Source organism: Nocardia sp. CA-129566 (assembly GCF_050956075.1).
GTDB lineage: Bacteria > Actinomycetota > Actinomycetes > Mycobacteriales > Mycobacteriaceae > Nocardia.
The window spans coordinates 8,894,105-8,912,972 of sequence record NZ_CP192085.1; the positions used below are offsets into that span (position 1 = coordinate 8,894,105).

Consider the following 18,868-nt stretch of genomic DNA (forward strand, 5'->3'; position numbering starts at 1 on the left):
TCCTCTCGGGTTCTTATTGGTTGTTCGCATTGGCATCATCGGATGCCTCTTCTTCGACCAGATCGGCCACGCCATCGGTTACCCCGACGAGCGCGTGCCGAAGCACGCGATCACCGAACCGATAGCCCTTGCGCATAACTACACCGATCACCGGATCGTGTCCGTCGCCCTCGTGCTGCACGGCCTCGTGCAGGGTCGGGTCGAAGGGCTCACCCTCCGTACCGAATTCCTGCAGACCCTGCTTGTGCAGCGCGTCGGCGAGCTTGTCCGCGACCGACTTGAGCGGCCCGGTTTCGAGGTCACCGTGCGCGCGCGCACGATCGAGATCATCGAGTACGCCGAGCAATTCGGAGACCACGGCGGCCTTGGCCGCCTCGATGGTCGCCTGCCGGTCCCGCTCGACCCGCCGCCGATAGTTGGCGTATTCGGCGGTCAGCCGCTGCAGATCGGCGGTGCGCTCGGCCAGCTCCTTGGTGATGGTCTCGGCCAGGACCTCGGCACCCTCATCGTTACCGATAATGGGTTCGGTGCCGTTCCCGGCTTCCGGGCCGGGCCCGGCGGCGGGCTCCGCCGCCGGTTCCCGAATCTCGCCCGTCTCCGGATCAATCTTGCGATTGTCGACGAAGGTGATCGGCTCCTGTTCGGAGTTTCCCTGGGTCACTTCTTCTCCGTGTCGACCGGCTCGTCCACAACTTCGGCGTCCACAACCTGATCGTCACCAGCCGCGGCGCTTGCGCCGTTGCCGGAGGCTGCGGACTCGGCCGCCGACGCCTCGTAGATGGCCTGGCCCAGCGCCTGCGACTCGGTCGCGAGCTTCTCCACCGCGGACTTCACGGCCGCGATATCGGTGCCCTTGAGCGCCTCGTTCGCCTCGGCGATGGCCGCCTCGACCTTGGTCTTGACGTCCGCGGGGACCTTGTCCTCGTTCTCCTTGATGAACTTCTCGGTCTGATGCACCAGCGACTCGGCCTGGTTGCGGGTCTCGGCCTCCTCGCGGCGGGCCTTGTCCTCGGCGGCGTGCGCCTCGGCGTCCTTGACCATCCGGTCGATCTCCTCCTTGGACAGGCCGGAGCCGTCCTGGATCTTGATCGTGTTCTCCTTGCCGGTGCCCTTGTCCTTCGCGGTCACGTGCACGATGCCGTTGGCGTCGATGTCGAAGGTGACCTCGATCTGCGGCACGCCGCGCGGGGCCGGCGGGATGCCGGTCAGCTCGAAGGAGCCGAGCAGCTTGTTGTGCGAGGCGATCTCGCGCTCACCCTGGAACACCTGGATCTGCACCGACGGCTGGTTGTCGTCGGCGGTGGTGAAGGTCTCCGAACGCTTGGTCGGGATGGTGGTGTTGCGCTCGATGAGCTTGGTCATCACGCCACCCTTGGTCTCGATGCCCAGCGACAGCGGGGTGACATCGAGCAGCAGGACGTCCTTGACCTCACCCTTGAGCACACCGGCCTGCAGGGCGGCGCCGACGGCGACGACCTCGTCCGGGTTCACGCCCTTGTTGGGCTCCTTGCCGCCGGTCAGCTCGCGGACCAGATCGCTGACCGCGGGCATACGGGTCGAACCACCGACGAGCACGACGTGATCGATATCGGCCACGTTGATGCCCGCGTCCTTGATCACGGACTGGAACGGCGCACGGGTGCGGTCGAGCAGGTCCGAGGTGATCTTCTGGAATTCGGCGCGGGTCAGCTGCTCATCGAGGAACAGCGGGTTCTTGTCCGCGTCGACGGTGATGTAGGGCAGGTTGATCGAGGTGCTCTGCGAGGAGCTCAGCTCGATCTTGGCCTTCTCCGACGCCTCACGCAGGCGCTGCATGGCCATCTTGTCCTTGGTCAGGTCGATGCCCGCGCTGGCCTTGAACTTGTCGACCAGCCAGGTCACGACGCGCTCGTCCCAGTCGTCACCACCGAGGTGGTTGTCGCCGGAGGTCGCGCGGACCTCGACGACGCCCTCGCCGATTTCCAGCAGCGAGACGTCGAAGGTGCCGCCACCGAGGTCGAAGACCAGGATGGTCTGTTCCTTATCGCCCTTGTCCAGGCCGTACGCGAGCGCGGCCGCGGTGGGCTCGTTGACGATGCGCAGCACGTTCAGGCCGGCGATCTGACCGGCCTCCTTGGTGGCCTGGCGCTGCGAGTCCTCGAAGTACGCGGGCACGGTGATGACCGCGTCGGTGATCTCTTCGCCCAGGTAGGCCTCGGCGTCGCGCTTGAGCTTCATCAGCACGCGCGCGCTGATCTCCTGTGCGGTGTACTTCTTGTCGTCGATGTCCACCGACCAGTCGGTGCCGATGTGCCGCTTGACCGAGCGGATGGTGCGGTCGACGTTGGTGACCGCCTGGTTCTTGGCGGGCTGGCCGACCAGAACCTCTCCGTTCTTGGCGAACGCGACGATCGATGGGGTAGTGCGCGATCCTTCAGAGTTCGCGACGACGACCGGCTCGCCGCCTTCGAGAACGGCGACGACCGAGTTCGTGGTCCCGAGGTCGATTCCGACCGCACGAGCCATGGTTGTTCCTCCTAGTTGACGTAACTACTTGTGTCGGTGCTGGGTAATCGCGGGTTTCGGGCGATCTGCCCGCCCTGCGGCATCCGTCATCGGCTGCCGCAAGACCTCGCACCGAGCACCTCACGGAGCACGGTCCCAGCAACGCTGAGCGTGGTCGGCTCAATCCTGCACCCGATCACCGCCGGGAGTCAACTCAAACTTGAGCCGGACCCACTCAACATTGTCGAACAGCCCAACCGGCGTCCTGCGCGATCTATTCCCGGACCACTCGACAGGGCACTGTCCGCCATTCTCGCCAGCCGGATGGGCGCGGAACAGGGAGATATCGCGGGTGCTTGCCCGGCGATCGGTGCTCCACAGGGCACTGTCCGCCATTCTCGCCAGCCGGATGGGCGCGGAACAGGGAGATATCGCGGGTGCTTGCCCGGCGATCGGTGCTCCACGAGGATGGCGGGCGGCGGTGCGGTCGATCGGACCGCCGGGAGGAGTGGTCGTGGCGACGAAGACGCGGTCGTGGTGGGGTTGGGGCAATGTCGAGGACGCGGTCGTCGGCGCGGAATTGGACGCACTGACAGCGCGGGTCGCGGCGGTGCTGCCCGGGGCGGATCTGACTCCACACGAGCCGCCATCGGTCGAATCGCTCGGACTGCCCGAACCGCGGGTGAGCGCACCGGATTCGCTCGCCGCACTGGCGTCGGCGGATCCGGCCGATCGGGCGGCGCACGCGCACGGTCAGGCATTTCGCGATGTGATTCGCAATCTGCTCGGTGACGTGCGCGATGCGCCGGATCTGGTAGTTCGGCCGCGCGGCGAAGACGATATCGTCGACGTGCTCGACTGGGCGGCCGGGGCGAATGTCGCGGTAATCCCGTTCGGCGGCGGGACGTCGGTGGTCGGCGGGGTGGAGCCGCGATTGCCCCATCGGTCGTCGACCGATTCGGCCGGGACGCACCGCGATTCCAGCTGGACGGCAAGCGAATTCGAGGGGGCGATCAGCCTCGACCTCGGTACGCTGGATCGCGTATCGGAGATCGATCGGACCAGCCGGGCCGCGCGAATACAAGCCGGAGTCTTCGGTCCGGCATTGGAGGATCAGCTGCGCGGCGCGGATCTGACGCTGCGGCACTTTCCGCAGTCGTTCGAATTCTCGACCCTCGGTGGCTGGCTGGCCACCAGGGCCGGTGGGCATTTCGCCACGCTGTACACCCATATCGATGACCTGGTCGAGTCGATGCGGGTGGTGACACCCACGGGCATCAGCGAATCGAGGCGGCTGCCCGGATCCGGGGCGGGGCCGTCGCCGGACCGGATGTTCCTCGGCTCCGAGGGGATACTCGGCATCATCACCGAGGCGTGGATGCGCCTGCAGGACCGGCCGCGTTGGCGCGCAACGGCTTCCGCGCACTTCGACGATTATGCGAAGGCAGTGGCCGCCACCAGGGCCATCGCCCAGTCCGGCCTGCACCCGAGCAATTGCCGACTGCTCGATCCGGCCGAGGCGTTCCTCAATGCCGGCGCCGCCACCAGCGGCGGCGTATTGGTACTCGGATTCGAATCCGCCGATCACCCGACGCGCACCTGGATGGAACGCGCGCTGGAGTTGGTCGCCGAGCACGGCGGCATCCTGCCCGAACCCGCGCGCTACACCGAATCGACCGCGCGCCAACCGGGTTCGGGCGCGGCCGATACCTGGCGATCGTCATTCCTGCGGATGCCCTACCAGCGCGACGCCCTCGCGGCCCGATCGATGATCACCGAAACCTTCGAAACCGCCTGCACCTGGGATAAATTCGACGATCTGAAGGCATCGGTGACCGAGGCCGCCAACGCGGCCATCCGGTCGGTCGGCGCCACCGGCGTGGTGACCTGTCGCTTCACCCACGTGTATCCGGACGGTCCGGCACCCTATTTCGGCATCTACGCCGCGGGTCGCTGGGGCAGCACGCTCGCACAGTGGGACGACATCAAAGCCGCCGTCTCCGAGGCACTCTCGGCCGCGGGCGCGACCATTACCCACCATCACGCGGTCGGCCGGGATCACCGACCGTGGTACGACCGCCAGCGCCCCGACCCGTTCGCGAATGCGTTGCGGGCGGCGAAATCCGCACTGGATCCGGCCGGAATCCTCAATCCCGGCGTCCTGATCTGACGCCGTAGCTCAGCACCTATCCGGCCTGGACAGGCCGGGATGAATATCCGGGATCAGGCCATTTCCCATCGCGGTGCGCTGTAGGAGTTTCACCAGCGTCGCGCGCTCCTCGGGATCGAGCGACGCCGTCACATCCGCATCCAATCCGGCCACGATCCCCTCGGCCTGCGCGAGCAACTCGTGTGCGGCGGGCAGCAGATACACCGCGTGCGCCCGCCGGTCGGTCGGATGTCTGCGGCGCTCGACGAGTCCACGCTTCTCCAGTTCATCGACGAGCCCGACCATCACATTGCGATGAATCCGCTGCGCCTCGCACAGCTGCTGCTGCGATTGGCCGTCGTTCGCGAGCAATATCCGCAGCGTGCCGTAGTGGCGCGGGCTGATGCCGAGCGGCGCGAGCAGGTCGGTGAACCGGTAGCCGACATGAAAGCCCAGCTGCCCGAACAGGAAGGCCGGATGCTCGGACAGCGGCACGAAGGCCGGATCGTCGTCGGTCACCAACCCAGCATACCCCAATCAACGCACTTTTAATGATTGCACGCTTGATTGATAATCACTTCATGTGCATAGTTTGAGAAGTCGCTACATCCCACCGACGGAAGAGAGCTCCCGTGGATACCGACATCGCCCCGCACGCAACCGCCCCACCCCATCTCGATCCGCGCCGCTGGATCGCCTTCGCGGTCGTGCTGGCCGCGGGATTCATGGACCTGCTCGACGTCACCATCGTCAATGTCGCGGTACCGAGCATTCAGACCGATCTGGACGCGCAGTACTCGCAGGTCGAATGGATCATCGCGGCCTATGTCCTGGCCTTCGCCGCGGTGCTGATCACCGGCGGCCGACTCGGTGACAGCTACGGCCGCAAGCGCATCTTCCTGATCGGCATGACCGGTTTCACGCTGGCCTCGGCCGCGTGCGGCTTCAGCACGGATCCGACCATGCTGATCACCTCCCGATTCATCCAGGGCGCGATGGCCGCGCTGATGGTGCCGCAGATCCTCGCGATCATCCGGGCCACCTTCCCGAAGGACGAGCGCGCCAAGGCGATCGCCATCTACAGCGGCGTCGGCGGTTCGGCCTCCGCGGTCGGTCTGTCACTGGGCGGACTGCTGGTGCAATGGGATCTGTTCGATCTGGCCTGGCGGCCGATCTTCCTGGTCAATGTGCCCGTCGGGATCGCGGCATTGATCGCGGCGAGCATCGTCATGCGGGATTCGCGTTCCGCGGCCGCGCCGCGGCTCGATCTGGTCGGCATGGTGCTGGCGATCTCCGCGATCCTGCTGCTGGCCTATCCGCTCACCGAGGGTCGCCGATTGGGCTGGCCCACATGGACTTTCGTGATGATGGCGGCCGCGGCGGTGGTCTTCGGGGTATTCGTCGCCTTCGAGCGGCGGCGCGCGCGGACCGTCGGATCCCCGCTGATCGACCTGGAGCTGTTCCGGTCCCGGCCGTTCACGGTCGGCCTCACCAGCTGGTTGCTCTTCTGGATCGGTCTCGGCGGGTTCTTCCTGGTGTGGACGCTGTTCATGCAGGCGGGTCTCGGCTGGTCGGCAATGCGGGCCGGACTCACCGCCGTCTTCTTCGCGGTCGGCGCCGGCATCGGAGCCGGGGGCTCGGTGAGTGTGCTCGCGCCGCGCTTCGGCCGCGCGGTGCTGGTCGCCGGTGGTGTGGTCAATGCCGCCGGATTCGGGCTCTACGGGTGGATGGCCGCGCACTACGGTCCGTCGATCGCCTCATGGCAGATGGTGATTCCGCTGATCATCACCGGCGCCGGATTCGGGATGGTGGTCGCACCGACCATCGATCTGCTGCTGGGTCAGGTGCCAGCGCGCGAGGCCGGGGCGGCGTCGGGCCTGCTCAATACCGGGCAGCAGCTCGGCACCGCACTCGGTGTCGCACTGGTCGGCGTGGTGTTCTTCGGTCAGTTGGACCATGATTCGGCGCGCGGCGTCGAGGCGGTCACACCGCAGGTGCGCAGCGAGCTGACCACGATCGGCGTGCCCGCACCGGCGCAGGACCGGATCGTCGCGAATTTCCTTGCGTGCGTGCATGATCGGTCCGCTCAGGTCGATCCGACCGAGATCCCGGCCAGTTGCCGGAATTCGGATGCGGGCAATTATGCTGTGACACAGGTGCTCACCGATGCGGGGGAACGAGCCAACGCGGTGAATTTCGCCAACACCTTCGAATACACGCTGTGGTACGGGATCGGCCTACTGGCCGTGATGTGCCTCGGCTTCCTCGCGCTACCCCGGGACGCACGGCCCGAGCACCTTGAAATCGATGATCCTTTGGAACTGCTACCGACAGGAGTCTGAGATGAAAGTACTTGCCATCGGCCGACGCCGAGCCGTCGTCGACACCGCCATCAAGTTGTTGCGCGCCAATGGATTTGCCACCGAGGGCTTCATCGCCGACGCCGACGCGTTGCGCGCCCTCGACACCGGCGAGATCACCAACCTGATCATCGGCGGCGGTGTGGAACCGAATTCCCGTGCGGCACTGAAGCAAAAGGCGGCGGCACGGCAGGTCGTCGTACACGAAGCCCAACGCGGCGGCCGAAGCATCGAGGAATACCTGAACGACGTGGTGATCCCGACGCTGGAACGTCAGTAATACCGAGACGGCGGCTCCCGGATCAACCTGGGAGCCGCCGTCGTTCGTCCACATCAGCCGACGTCCGCAGCCACCTTCCACATTCGGCTCCGCAGATCGCTACCCCGAATCACCTGAATCCGCCAGGGCACCAATCGAAGTACATGCAGCTTCGGATCATGGATGCCCTGCCAGAACTGCCCGAGCGGATAACCCGCACCCGTCGGGCTCGTGCGCTGGTACAGCTCCCAAACATGTTGCCGGGTAGTGAGATCATCGAGCGAAACCCATTGCGCGACCGCATCGGCGTGCACGGAATTCTGCCGCTGGGTCCAGTAGGAGAACGATGTGTTCGGATTCGCCGCCAGATGCGCTGCCTTCACGGGTGTCCGGTAGGTGGCCAGCCAGCCGAGTGGATTCCCATCCACTACTTCCCAGACCGGAATCAGGACTCTGGTGCGCGGACGACCCTTGGCGTCGACCGTGACCATGGTCGCGTAGTTGATAGCGCCGACGTAGGTATCGAACTCGCGCTGGATATCAGCGAATAATGTTGTCGTACTGGTCATCTGAATTCTTCCTCAGGCACGGACGAGCTGATCGGCTGTATCGGGCGCGCCGGTTCGACGCAGGCCGAGGCCGGCGACGGCGGCCGCGATCGCGGCGGCGATGACGGGGACGATCAATGCGGTTTGCAGAGCGTCGATTTCGGAACCGCCCACCGCGACATGCACCGCGGTGACGGCCGATATGCCCAGCGCGAATCCGAATTGGAAGGCGGTGTAGAGCAGGCCGCTGGCCAGGCCCTGATCCTGCTCGGCGATTACCTCGGTGCCCGCGATGGTGAGCGGTCCGTAGACGAGTGCGAAGGCCACGCCGAGCAGCAGCATCGCCGGGAACATGGCGGCGTAGCTTCGGTCCAGATCGGTCGGGAGGAACAGCGCATAGGCGAGTGCCGCGAGCAGCACGCCGCCGAAAACCACTCGGGCATTGCCGAATCGGTCCACCAGGCGCGGGGTGAGCACCGGTGCGAGCACGGCGTCGATGCCGATCACCGCCATTGCCAGGCCGGTCTGCACGGTCGACCAACCGCGCATTTCCTGGAAGTACAGGGTCGCCAGGAACTGGAAGCCCGCGAATGATCCGACGAACAGCAGCGCGATCACATTGGTGCGCACCAGCGTTCCCGACCGCAGAATGTCGAGCCGGACCAGCGGGTTCGCCGAGCGGCGTTCGTTCCACCCGAATCCCGCGAGCAGGAGCAGGCCCGCGCCGAAGACCGCGACCGTCAGCACCGGTCCCTCGCTCGGATGTTCCAGCCGCACAACGCCGTAGACGAGCAGCAGCATCGAACCCGTCACGCTGAGCGCACCGGGCAGATCGAACCCACCGGAAATCCGCTCGGGCACATCGGCATCCCGCACCAGCGCGAACGCACCCACCAGGATCAGCGCGGCGAGCAGAACCGGCGCGAAGAACACCCACCGCCAACCGAGTGCGGTGAGCAACCCGCCGACCACCATGCCGAGGGAGAATCCGCCCGCGGCGATGCCCGCATAGACGAGCAGGGCCTTGTTGCGCGCGGGCCCCTCGGCGAAGTTGGTGGTGATCAACGACAATCCGGCCGGAGCCATGAATGCCGCGGCGACACCGGTGACGAAGCGGGCCAGCAATAGCATCCAGCCCGCGCTCGCCAGTCCGCCCAGTCCGCTGAACAGCAGGAATACCGTCAACCAGAGCAGGAACATCCGCCGCCGCCCCAATAGATCGGCGGCGCGACCGCCGAGCAGCATGAACCCGCCATAGCCCAGCACGTACGCGGAGACGACCCCGCTGAGCATGCCGGTGGACAGGCCGAGATCGGCCCGGATCGACGGCAGCGCGACATTCAGCATCGCGACGTCGATGCCCTCCAGGAAGATTGCACCGCACAGCACCGCGAGCACCGCCGAGGACCGGCCGGACAGCTCGGTGTAGACCGCCGCGGGTCTCGATTTCGACATCGCATGAACTCCCAGTAGACGTGGTTACCGATGGTTGGGTCGGTTCCCTATTGATACCGACGTCGAGTCTTCGGCAGAATCGGTAACCATGGAAGACGGCACTTTGAAGTCACCCGGTGACTGCGGGGATACCGAGGCGGACTACGACGTTCTCCAGTGGGACACCCGGGTCGACTGCGAGGTGCGCCAGATCCTGGACCGCGTGGCCGATAAGTGGTCACTGCTGGTCATCGCGCTGCTCGACCAGCGCAGCCTGCGGTTCACCGAACTCAAACGCAAGATCGACGGCGTGAGCCAGCGCATGCTCACCCGCACGCTGCGGCATCTGGAGCGCGACGGGCTGGTCGAGCGGACGGTCCATCCGACGGTGCCGCCCCGGGTGGACTACGCCCTGACCCCGCTCGGCGCGAGTCTGCACACCACCATCAAGGCGCTGGTGGTCTGGACCGAGAGCCATCAGAACGAAATCGCCACGGCCCGTAATTCTTACGATCGTCGGGTCCGCGACGCCGAAGCCCTCGAAGACGCGACTGTCTGATCCAGACGCGCGATTCTCGCGGTGCCCCACGAACTCGGCAGTAGGGTGGCAGAGGGAAGCTTCGTGCCCGCCGATCCGAGGAGTTCTCTTATGAGGGCCGCCGTCGTCACCAATACCAAGTTCGCGGTGGAGGAACTTCCGACACCGGTGCCAGGACGCGGGCAGGTGCTGATCAATGTGTCGCGCTGCGGGATCTGTGGTTCCGATCTGCATGCCCGCACCCATGCCGACGAGATGGCGGAGCTGGCCGAACGCACCGGATACGACCAGTTCATGCGTTCGGATCAGAGTGTGGTGCTCGGCCACGAATTCAGCGGCGAGATAGTCGATTACGGACCAGGCTGCCGCAAGCGGTGGCGGCCGGGCACACCCGTGGTGGCACTGCCGATCGTGCGCCACGCCGGCGCACCGCAGCTGACCGGCCTCTCGACGGCGGCGCCCGGCGCCTACGCCGAGCAGGTGGTGGTCCAGGAGTCCATGACGATGCCGATCCCCAATGGACTTTCGGCCGAGCACGCCGCCCTCACCGAGCCGATGGCCGTCGCCTGGCACGCGGTGCGCAAGGGACGCGTCGGCAAGGGGCAGACCGCATTCGTCATCGGCTGCGGCCCCATCGGATTGGCGGTCATCAGCATGCTGAAGGCGGCTGGTGTGCGCACCGTTGTCGCCAGTGACTTCTCTCCGCGCCGCCGGGCACTCGCCCTCGGCTGCGGCGCCGATATCGTGGTCGATCCCGCGGCCGACTCCCCATGGGACGCAGCGCCGAAACGCGGCCGGATCAACGGTGTCACCGATATCCTCAGCCTCGGTTTCGACACCATGGAACGGCTGCGTCGCATTCCGAATCTGCCGTGGTGGTACGTCTTCCGCTTGGCGCACACGCTCAATGCCGCCCCGGCGGGTCCGGTCATCTTCGAATGTGTCGGCGTGCCGGGCATTATCGACCAGATCATCGCGGCTGCGCCGCCGCTGTCGCGCGTGGTCGTCGTCGGCGTCTGTATGGAGACCGACCGCTTCCAACCCGCGATGGCCATCAATAAGGAGATCGAAGTCCGCTTCGTCCTCGGCTACGACCCGGGTGAATTCCGTGACACGCTGCATATGCTCGCCGACGGCAAGGTAGACCCGGCTCCGCTGATCACCGGCACCGTCGGGCTGGACGGCATCGACAATGCGTTCACCGCCCTGGCGAATCCGGAGGAGCACGCGAAGATCCTCATCGATCCGGCCAGTAGCGCCACGACACCCTGACCGGACGGGTCAGCCGAGATGGCGGTCGCGGTCGGCCTGACGGTCCAGCCACGAGGGAGCCGCCACCTCGGTGCCCGGATGGACGAGCGTGGGTTGACCGTGTTCGAGGTAGACGGCGTGGCGCTCCATGCGGGCGCGAAAGGCCTGCCAGATACGGCGGGCCAGGCTGGGGCGGGCGAAGGTGTCGATGGTGTCGACGCGCGCCCACTGCCAACGGTCCAGTTCACCCGACAACTCGACCGCCGATGCGTCGCCGAGCTCACCGCAGTCGAAGATGTAGATGATCTTGTCGTCATCGACGTTCGGTGCCCAGTCGTGCACCAGCAGCCGCTGCGGCGGGCGATCGAGGCCGAGTTCTGCCCGGACCTCGCGACGACAGGCCGCGGCGGGTGATTCGCCGGGCGCGACAATGCCGCCCGGAATCTCCCAGCGGCACCTTTGGGCCGAATAAACGAGCAGCACGTCCTCATCGCGCACGAACAGCGCTCCTGCGGCCAGCCTCACCTGGGCGAATTGTTGCTCGTCACGGTCCGGCATCACCTCACGACCTTCCTGCGCTCGGTCCGGAATTACGGCGTGTTCGGCGGAGTTCCCTGCGTGCGGCATCACCGGCTGCGACGATGGGCACGGTCTCTCCACTTGTACACCGTCACTGCTCGAACAGCTCGAGAAGGTGGGCACAGCATGGCCGAGAAGATCTTCGACATCGTGTGGGATGCGATCGATGCCACCCCGCGCGACCACGAGAACCTGCGGCTGCGGTCGCAGCTGATATTCGAACTGACCGACTGGATCGCCACGCGCGGCTGGAGCCTGGAGGCCGCCGCCGAGCAACTCGGGGTGAGCGCCGCCCGGATCTCCGATCTGCACTGCGGTAAGTCGCAGCTGTTCAGCCTGGACGCACTGGTCAATATGGTCGCCGCGGCCGGTATGCGGGTGCACGTGCGGATCACCTGAGCCTCAGGTCGCGGCGAGGACCTGTTCGGCGATTTCGTTGTCCAGGGTGACGCGGACCAGCGCCGCGGCCAAGTCGGCGGTGTGGTCTTCCGGGGCCAGATCGGCGAGGCGGTCCGGATCGGTGGGTAGCCGGACGCGTTCGGCGCCGCGCAGTGCGCGTTCGTCGAAATGCGGCCGGACCCAGCTCCACACGTCCTGCACCTCACGCAGGAAGATATCGCTGCCGGTGGGGCCGATGCCCTGGAACTGCTGCAGCAGTTGGGCGGCCCGGACCGGATCATGCTCGGCTTCATCGGCCAGCTTGCGCAGATCACCGTCGTAGCGATCCAGGATGCGAGACGCATTGGCACCCAAGCGCGAAGCCGTACTCTCGTCATAGCGCTTGTAGTGGGCACGGCCGAGCACGTCGACCAGTTCCTGCCAGTCGGCGTCGGCGACCCGCTGCGGGGTGCGGTACCCGGTGCTCACCAGTTCCTTGGCCGCGGCGACCGCGATATCGGCGGAGATCCTGGTGCTGAGCAATTCGGCGAGCATGAGCAGTTGGAACAGCGGGGCGGGTTTATCGGCCAAGGCGATTCCGGCCTCGGCCGCATAGCCCGTGCCCGCCCGATCCATCAGTGCGTTCACCACATCCTGCTGCGTCATTGTGTTCTCCCTGCCTCGGTAATTTCAGGCGTACCCCCGGGTGGCAGATCGACACAGGCCAGGTGTCACACAGTTTCCAGCACCGCGTTGAGCTGAGTGGTCACCCGAGCGAGCACGCGCCCGGCGGTCGCCAGATCCTCGGCGGCGATATCGGCGTAGGCCCGCACCATCGCGCCATCGATATCGGCTCGGATGCTGCCGAAGCGGGATTTTCCGAGGTCGGTGACCCGGATGGTGTCGCTGTGCTCGATCAATTCGGCGGCGGCCAATTCGGCCAGCGCGTTGCGCGCGGTGGCGCCATCGGTCTTCAGCGCACCGGTCAGCCGGGACACGAGCTGGTCGATCGGGATTTCGCCGCCCGCGACCGCGGCGAGGGTGAGTCCGACCCACTGGTGGTAGGTCATTGTGGTGCCGCGCAGGATCTGCTCGAGCATCGCCCGATGGGCGTTCTCGGCCTGGCCGAGGATCTGCGGATTCAGGGTGACGGTGGTGGTCATGGCGGCTTCGTTCCTTTCCGATGAACTGCTTCACCCGTTTCGACACCGGGTTCGCCTCGGCTGTGACCGAACTGGCCCCCTCTTCGCTGTGAGGTGCGTCACTCAGATGTCCGCGTAGTTCTTGGCGGCGACAGTGCGGGCGACTTTCTGCGGGGCTCCGCCGATGAGACCGCGCCACGGCAGGTACGGCAGCAGCCGGACATTCAGATTGCGCATGCGGATCATCGAATTGCTCGGCGGCGCATACCATTTGCCCACCCCCTCGGCGAAGGTCTGGCAGGCCTCGACCATGGGTCGCATTTCCGCGCGATAGCGGGCGAAGGCGACGGTGTGATCGCCGCCCGCCGCGGCGAGCTCACCGGCCAGGATGTACGCGCCGACCAGCGACAGGTCCGCACCCTGACCGGACAGCGGTGACGCACAGTAGCCCGCGTCCCCGACCAGTGCCACCCGCCCCTTCGACCAGTCGTCCATATAGATCTGCGCCATGGCGTCGAAGTAGAAATCCTCGGCGGCGTCGAGATGCGCGAGCAGCCTCGCCACCTCCCAACCCTGGCCCGCGAACCGGTCGGCCAGGATCTTCTTCTGCTGCTCGACATCGCGGTAGTCGTAGTCGAGCTGTTCGGATTCGAATGCGAAAACCGCTTTGGCTTCGGTATTGCTGCGCGCGCTGTAGCTGCCCGCGATGGTGCCCGGGGTGTTGTAGTCCAGCTCCCAGCGGTCGAGTTCGAGCAGGTTCGGAGTCGTAAAGATAGAGATGTAGTAGCCCATATGCCGGATGAAGTCCGATTCCGGACCGAAGACCAGCCCGCGAGTGTTGGAATGCACGCCGTCGGCACCGATCACCAGGTCGAAGGTGCGCGGTTCGGCCTTGACGAACGTGACGTGCACTCCCGAATCATCCTGGGCGAGTTCGGCTATCGAGTCGCCGAAGAGATATTCGACGTCGTCCCTGGTCGCCTCGTAGAGCACCCGGGACAGATCGCCGCGCTGAATCTCGGTGTCGCCGTTGGCCCCGACGCCATTGAAGACCTCGCTGCTGATATTCGCCTTCACCTTGCCCGCCGCGTCGACGTAGGAGGTGCCGCGCTTGCCGGTGCTCATCTCGTGCACCCGCTCCAGTAGGCCCATCCGGCGCACGACCTCGGTCGCGGTGCCGAGTACGTCGATGGCCTGACCGCCCGCACGCAATTGCGGTGCGCGCTCGACGATCGTCGGGGTGAATCCGTAGCGGTGCAACCAATAGGCGAGTGCCGGTCCGGCGATGCTCGCTCCGGAGATGAGGACGGTGCGGTTCTTCAGGCTCTGCGGGCTGCTCATGCGAGAACTGTACATACGTCTTAGGCGCTTGCGCAAGACAAATGCCTAAGGCGCTTGCGCTACCATGCTGACCATGGGAAATCGTGAGGATCTGTTGGCAGGCGCACGCCGGTGTCTGTTCGAGAAGGGCTATACGCGCACCACCGTGCGCGATATCTCGAATGCCGCGGGTGGGGTCAGCATGGCCGCCATCGGGTACCACTTCGGCTCCAAAGAGGCATTGCTCAATGCCGCGCTGGCGGAGGCGAATCGGGAGTGGGGCGACGAACTCGAACGCAGCTTGTGCACCGTGGCCGAGCCGAATGCCACTGCCCTGCAACGCTTCGAAGCGAACTGGACCGCGGTGCTCGACTCCATCGCCGCCCACCGCGGCCTCTGGTCGGCCACCTTCGACATCCTCGCCCAATCCGGACTGGACGAGGCGACCCGCGAACAACTGGCGAGCGGCCTCGACGAGGCCCGCCGCGGCCTGGCCCGGCTCTTCGAGGGCATCGATGAATCCGATGCCGAGAGCGGCTACGCCATCGGCTCCTTCTACCAGGCGCTACTGACCGGCCTGGCCGCACAGGTTCTGATCGATCCGGACCACGCACCGTCGGGCAGGGAACTCGCCGACGCGCTGCGCCGGATCACCAGCTAGGTCGCGCGCCCTTGGTCACGACTGCACACCGCGTACGGGTGTGCGGACGAAACACGATGCGCCAACGCCCGCCGTCCAATTGCCCGGTCGCGGTGACGAATTCCGCATCCTGCGGCGGCGTGCGGGTGGCTTCGATCCGCGTGATCCGGCGACCGGTCGTGCGGGTCCGTCGCATATCGCCGCGGCGCGGGCGACCGCGCACTGGGAATCGGCCCGCACCCGCCACACGGCGGGTACGGCACTCGCCGGGGCGGTGGTGTTCATCGGCGGATGCGGCGATCTCCCGGGTCACCGGATCGCGCGCACCGGAATCACTCCGGCAGCAGGCTGAGGGTTCCCTCGGCACTGCGCGCAGCGGTCAGGCAGGCGGTGGTGGTGAACTGGTCGGCCAGCGGGTGGCGGGCGCGGGCGCGCCATTTGCGAACCGCGGCCAGCGCCTGGGCGCGCTGGAGGGCGGGGTCGGTGCCGAAGGGCAGGCCCAGCCGCAGGTGGGTGGCCACGCCGGAGCCGCCGATCAGGCGGTGCAGTTCGGCGAGATCAGCTGCGGGCAGGGCCAATTCGTCGGTGCGCAGGCGGCCGAGCAGGCGAAGTTCGGCGAAGCCGTGAACATCGGCGAGCAGGGTGCGGACCCGAGGCAGCAGTTGGTCGGCCTGAGTGCCCGGGTACACGGTGAGCACGCGTGCCAGGGCGGTCAGCGCCGAATGGGCCTTGAGCTGGTCGGCGCGCTGGCCGAATTGCACATCGAGCACCGAGCGCAGCTCGTCCACCCCGCTGCGGCTGGTCAATTCCGCTGCCAGCGTGGCGGAATCGCGCACACCGAGGCGAATCAGCGTGACCGCCATGCGAATTCCGAACAGCCCGAAGCGCTCGGCGAGCTGAGCGCGTAGTTCCGGCGGAACCGGGAGCGCGATATCGGGACGCGCGAAGCGATCCGCCGAAAGCAGTGCGGCGCTCAGCTCGTCCACCGGAACCCGGGCCAATGCCTCGAACGCGGTGAATTCCTGCTGACGCAGGGTCGCCGCGGCGAAGGCGAGCAGACCGGCAACGGGAATGACGGCCTGGCACAGTCCGGTTCGCTCCAGCTCCCCCGCGAACCGCATGGCGACGTCGCGGGCGGAATGCAGTGCATCGATTCGCCCCGCCCCGATCTCATCGGCGCGCGAGACCACCCCGATCACCCCGAGCGGTCCCGAAATACCCTGTGCCCCGGCGGCTCCGGCACCGACCTGTTCGAGGAACCGAATGTCGGCGTCGTCCAGCCGACGCAGCAGATACACGATCGCGTCGGCGCCGGGGACCGAAACACTCGCCCCCGCCCGGTCGCCGTCCGCATCGCCGGGGGTGAGCAGTCGCGCGGTGCGCATGGACACCTCCCGCGACAGCGATGACGTGCCCGGGGTGTCGATGATGGTGGTATTCGCCAGCGCGGCGGCGGGCCACTCGACCTCGAGATGGTCGACCGGACGCGGGCCGGGCGCATTCCAGTTCAGTCGTTCCAGATCGAAAGTCAGTCCGTGAGTGCCGCTGCCGCGGCGCACCACCACATTCGCCGTCGCCCCATCCGGTGCGAAGGCCGTGACGCTCGGGGTCGAGCCATTGCGGTACCAGGTGACGACACGCGTGCACTCGGTCGCATCGGTCGGGGCGATGTCCTGTCCGACCAGGGAGTTGAGCAGGGTCGACTTACCCGCCTTCAATGAACCGGCCAGCGCGACCCGCAGCGGTTGATCCAGGCGACGGGCACAGTCGGCCAGCAGTGCGCGCGGGCGCGGCTCGCGCGGAAATGCCTGCCTGGCTGCGGCGACCAGCTGATGCGCCTCGGCGACGATGCCGGGCGCCTGCCGGGCATCCTGCCGGGTCACGTCTCTTCTCACGGAGCTACCGTACCGGCGGCCCATGCACTGAGCGCGGCGATGGCCGGTTACATAGCATCCGCATAGCGTCGCAGCTCGGCGACCATGTGCAGCTGCCGGTCGAGCACCGCGCAGCGCTCCGTGCGCCGCGCCGTCTCCATATTCGCCGCCTCCTGCGCGGCCCGCAGCGAATCGTCGATCGAGCGCAGGGCGCGTTCGGCAATGCCGGTGTAGTGATCGCGCAGCGCCCGATGGATGCGGTGCATGCGGTCCTTGGACTCTTTCGACGCTTGGAAGGCGACATCGTCGACGAAACGCCGGATGGCGACCTTGGCCTCGTTGCGCCGCCGGGCCAGTCTGGCCTGCTTGTCATCGCGGAATGCCTTGCCGCCCACCAGCACACCGGCGCCGATGGAGATCGGATTGAGCATCGCGAGCCCGGCGAAGGTGGTGGCGAGCCCGACCATCAGCACACCGCCGTAGGAGCCGCGCATGCCGACCAGGATCTTGCTGCCGAAGCTGATATCGGGCTCCAGGTCGGCGAGGGTGCCGGTGCCGGTGCGGCTGTCTTCGGTGTGCAGGCCCGAGCTGACATCGGGCAGGTCGACCGCGCCGAGTTCGGTGAAGTGCTCGGCGACCCGCTCGGCCAGTTCGATCGCCCGGGTGTGGGTCCAGAGCAGATTGTCGCCGAGCGCGGCGTCGATATCGCCGGTGAGCCATTCGGCGATCCGGTCCCAGTGTCGGCCCGGATCGTGGTTATCGATCCACTCCTCGCCGGTTCTGGCGATCTCGCGCAGGCGTTCGCGTAGATCGTGATCGATATCGCCGGCCAGATCGGTTATGCCGTCGGACAGGGTCAGCTGCCAGGCCGAGGTGCGCCGGTGCAGATCCTCGGCGGTGGTCCTGGCCGACTGCAGCTCGCGCACCGCCATCGCGCCCTGGCGCGGATCGCGCAGCGCGACCAGTTCACTGCCCAGCGCGAGCGCCAAATGCTCTGCGGCGGACTGGATATCGTGGGCCACCGCGAGCCGGGTCGCGGCCTGATCGCGGGCCACCACCTGATCGCGCAGGAACTGATACAGCACGCCGAAGCCGGATTCGATGCCCAACTGCTGGTCCTGCAGCAGCATCGCGTGCCTGCGCAGGACCGCGGAGACCGGGATGATCGCGACATCGACGCGGGCTCGGTCCAGATGGTCCAGATCGGCCTGATGTACCTGGCGCCAATGCGGATACAGGTCGATCTTGGTGAGCAGCAGTGCGGTGGTCGGGCACAGTTCGCGGACCTGCCGGACGAAGGCGAGTTCCGGTTCGGTGAGTTCGGTGGAGGCATCCGAGAGCACCAGCACCGCGTCGGCGGTGGCAACCATGCCGAGAACCCCTGCCGCATAAGAGCTCGCGTGCCCGCCGACGCCGGGGGTGTCGACCAGGACGATGCCATCGGCGAGCAGCGGGTTCGGAAGCTGGATTTCGAGACGCAGCACGCGACGGCCGTGCGCCTGCGGTGCGCGTGCGTGCACCGAGCCGATCTCGTCCATCGGCAACGGAACTCGCGCCTCCTCGGCACCGCTCGGACCGGCCAGCACGAGTTCGGCGCGCGGTTCCGGACCGTGCGCGAGCAAGGTCGGGACATCGGTGGTCGCGTCGTCGCCGACCGGACAGATCTCGAGGTTCAACAGCGCATTGACGAAACAGCTCTTGCCCTGACCGAGCTGTCCGGTGATCACGATGCGCCGCCGCGGATCACGGACCCGGTCGGCCGCCACTTCCAGGCGGTCGACCAGATCATCGCGACCCGCGGCGCGCGCCGCGGCAATGGTTTCACCCAGTACCGTCAGCAGCGGTACTGCGGGCGGTTGAGCATGCACTGCGGGTGTCCCCATCGAACCTCTTTCGTACGGATATCTGTCGG

At 66.7% G+C, this 18,868-nt stretch carries 19 protein-coding genes; 8 read left to right on the top strand and 11 right to left on the bottom strand.

All coding sequences use genetic code 11. From position 1 onward, the window contains the following. Positions 1-13: 13 nt before the first annotated feature. On the bottom strand, positions 14-661 hold the full coding sequence (gene grpE, locus ACQP0C_RS39595; RefSeq protein ID WP_433728670.1) for a nucleotide exchange factor GrpE: 648 nt from the start codon (positions 659-661) through the stop codon (positions 14-16). Further along, positions 658-2,505: a molecular chaperone DnaK gene (gene dnaK, locus ACQP0C_RS39600; protein ID WP_433728672.1), complete on the bottom strand. Its 1,848-nt coding sequence runs from the start codon at positions 2,503-2,505 to the stop codon at positions 658-660. The genes grpE and dnaK overlap by 4 nt, the downstream gene beginning before the upstream one ends. 493 nt (positions 2,506-2,998) lie before the next feature. On the opposite strand from dnaK, the gene ACQP0C_RS39605 reads away from it, so the two are divergent. Continuing rightward, positions 2,999-4,654: an FAD-binding oxidoreductase gene (locus tag ACQP0C_RS39605; protein ID WP_433728674.1), complete on the top strand. Its 1,656-nt coding sequence runs from the start codon at positions 2,999-3,001 to the stop codon at positions 4,652-4,654. Positions 4,655-4,663: 9 nt separating this feature from the next. Here the strand turns inward: ACQP0C_RS39605 and ACQP0C_RS39610 are convergent, their stop codons facing one another. Further along, complete coding sequence (locus ACQP0C_RS39610) at positions 4,664-5,152, bottom strand: MarR family winged helix-turn-helix transcriptional regulator (RefSeq protein WP_433728676.1); 489 nt, start codon at positions 5,150-5,152, stop codon at positions 4,664-4,666. 113 nt (positions 5,153-5,265) lie between these two features. On the opposite strand from ACQP0C_RS39610, the gene ACQP0C_RS39615 reads away from it, so the two are divergent. Both ACQP0C_RS39615 and ACQP0C_RS39620 read left to right on the top strand, forming a co-directional pair. Continuing rightward, complete coding sequence (locus tag ACQP0C_RS39615; RefSeq protein WP_433728678.1) at positions 5,266-6,975, top strand: MFS transporter; 1,710 nt, start codon at positions 5,266-5,268, stop codon at positions 6,973-6,975. A 1-nt stretch (position 6,976) separates the two neighbouring features. After that, on the top strand, positions 6,977-7,273 hold the full coding sequence (locus tag ACQP0C_RS39620; RefSeq protein WP_433728681.1) for a hypothetical protein: 297 nt from the start codon (positions 6,977-6,979) through the stop codon (positions 7,271-7,273). A gap of 53 nt (positions 7,274-7,326) precedes the next feature. On the opposite strand, the gene ACQP0C_RS39625 is transcribed toward ACQP0C_RS39620, so the two are convergent. Together ACQP0C_RS39625 and ACQP0C_RS39630 are read right to left on the bottom strand one after the other, a co-directional pair. After that, entirely contained in the window at positions 7,327-7,821 is a 495-nt protein-coding gene (locus tag ACQP0C_RS39625; RefSeq protein WP_433728683.1) for a pyridoxamine 5'-phosphate oxidase family protein, read from the bottom strand. A gap of 12 nt (positions 7,822-7,833) precedes the next feature. After that, the gene (locus tag ACQP0C_RS39630) at positions 7,834-9,255 is read right to left on the bottom strand and encodes an MFS transporter (RefSeq protein WP_433728685.1); all 1,422 of its coding nucleotides are present in this window, start codon (positions 9,253-9,255) and stop codon (positions 7,834-7,836) included. Between the two features lie 88 nt (positions 9,256-9,343). On the opposite strand from ACQP0C_RS39630, the gene ACQP0C_RS39635 reads away from it, so the two are divergent. Both ACQP0C_RS39635 and ACQP0C_RS39640 read left to right on the top strand, forming a co-directional pair. Beyond that, on the top strand, positions 9,344-9,793 hold the full coding sequence (locus ACQP0C_RS39635; protein WP_433728687.1) for a winged helix-turn-helix transcriptional regulator: 450 nt from the start codon (positions 9,344-9,346) through the stop codon (positions 9,791-9,793). Between the two features lie 90 nt (positions 9,794-9,883). After that, the gene (locus ACQP0C_RS39640) at positions 9,884-11,044 is read left to right on the top strand and encodes a zinc-binding dehydrogenase (protein ID WP_433728689.1); all 1,161 of its coding nucleotides are present in this window, start codon (positions 9,884-9,886) and stop codon (positions 11,042-11,044) included. A 9-nt stretch (positions 11,045-11,053) separates the two neighbouring features. Here ACQP0C_RS39640 and ACQP0C_RS39645 read toward each other — a convergent pair whose 3' ends face one another. Continuing rightward, a complete protein-coding gene (locus ACQP0C_RS39645; protein WP_433734789.1) occupies positions 11,054-11,650 on the bottom strand; it encodes an NUDIX domain-containing protein in 597 nt (198 codons plus the stop codon). 78 nt (positions 11,651-11,728) lie between these two features. Between ACQP0C_RS39645 and ACQP0C_RS39650 the strand changes: the two genes are divergently transcribed. After that, complete coding sequence (locus ACQP0C_RS39650; RefSeq protein WP_433728691.1) at positions 11,729-12,001, top strand: helix-turn-helix domain-containing protein; 273 nt, start codon at positions 11,729-11,731, stop codon at positions 11,999-12,001. Between the two features lie 3 nt (positions 12,002-12,004). On the opposite strand, the gene ACQP0C_RS39655 is transcribed toward ACQP0C_RS39650, so the two are convergent. From ACQP0C_RS39655 to ACQP0C_RS39665, 3 genes are all read right to left on the bottom strand, one after another. Next, a complete protein-coding gene (locus tag ACQP0C_RS39655; RefSeq protein WP_433728693.1) occupies positions 12,005-12,646 on the bottom strand; it encodes an endonuclease in 642 nt (213 codons plus the stop codon). Positions 12,647-12,711: 65 nt separating this feature from the next. Beyond that, on the bottom strand, positions 12,712-13,143 hold the full coding sequence (locus tag ACQP0C_RS39660; RefSeq protein ID WP_433728696.1) for a hypothetical protein: 432 nt from the start codon (positions 13,141-13,143) through the stop codon (positions 12,712-12,714). 102 nt (positions 13,144-13,245) lie between these two features. After that, a complete protein-coding gene (locus ACQP0C_RS39665; protein ID WP_433728698.1) occupies positions 13,246-14,463 on the bottom strand; it encodes an FAD-dependent monooxygenase in 1,218 nt (405 codons plus the stop codon). Between the two features lie 73 nt (positions 14,464-14,536). On the opposite strand from ACQP0C_RS39665, the gene ACQP0C_RS39670 reads away from it, so the two are divergent. Both ACQP0C_RS39670 and ACQP0C_RS39675 read left to right on the top strand, forming a co-directional pair. Next, entirely contained in the window at positions 14,537-15,103 is a 567-nt protein-coding gene (locus ACQP0C_RS39670; protein WP_433728700.1) for a TetR/AcrR family transcriptional regulator, read from the top strand. Between the two features lie 40 nt (positions 15,104-15,143). Continuing rightward, positions 15,144-15,434 carry a hypothetical protein gene (locus ACQP0C_RS39675; RefSeq protein ID WP_433728702.1) on the top strand — a complete coding sequence of 97 codons (291 nt, stop codon included), beginning with the start codon at positions 15,144-15,146 and terminating at the stop codon, positions 15,432-15,434. Here the strand turns inward: ACQP0C_RS39675 and ACQP0C_RS39680 are convergent. Next, on the bottom strand, positions 15,415-16,977 hold the full coding sequence (locus tag ACQP0C_RS39680) for a dynamin family protein (protein WP_433728704.1): 1,563 nt from the start codon (positions 16,975-16,977) through the stop codon (positions 15,415-15,417). The two genes, ACQP0C_RS39675 and ACQP0C_RS39680, sit on opposite strands and share 20 nt — an antisense overlap. Positions 16,978-17,024: 47 nt before the next feature. Beyond that, positions 17,025-18,839 (bottom strand): dynamin family protein, encoded by a 1,815-nt coding sequence (locus tag ACQP0C_RS39685; protein WP_433728706.1) that lies wholly within the window; start codon positions 18,837-18,839, stop codon positions 17,025-17,027. Positions 18,840-18,868: the final 29 nt, after the last annotated feature.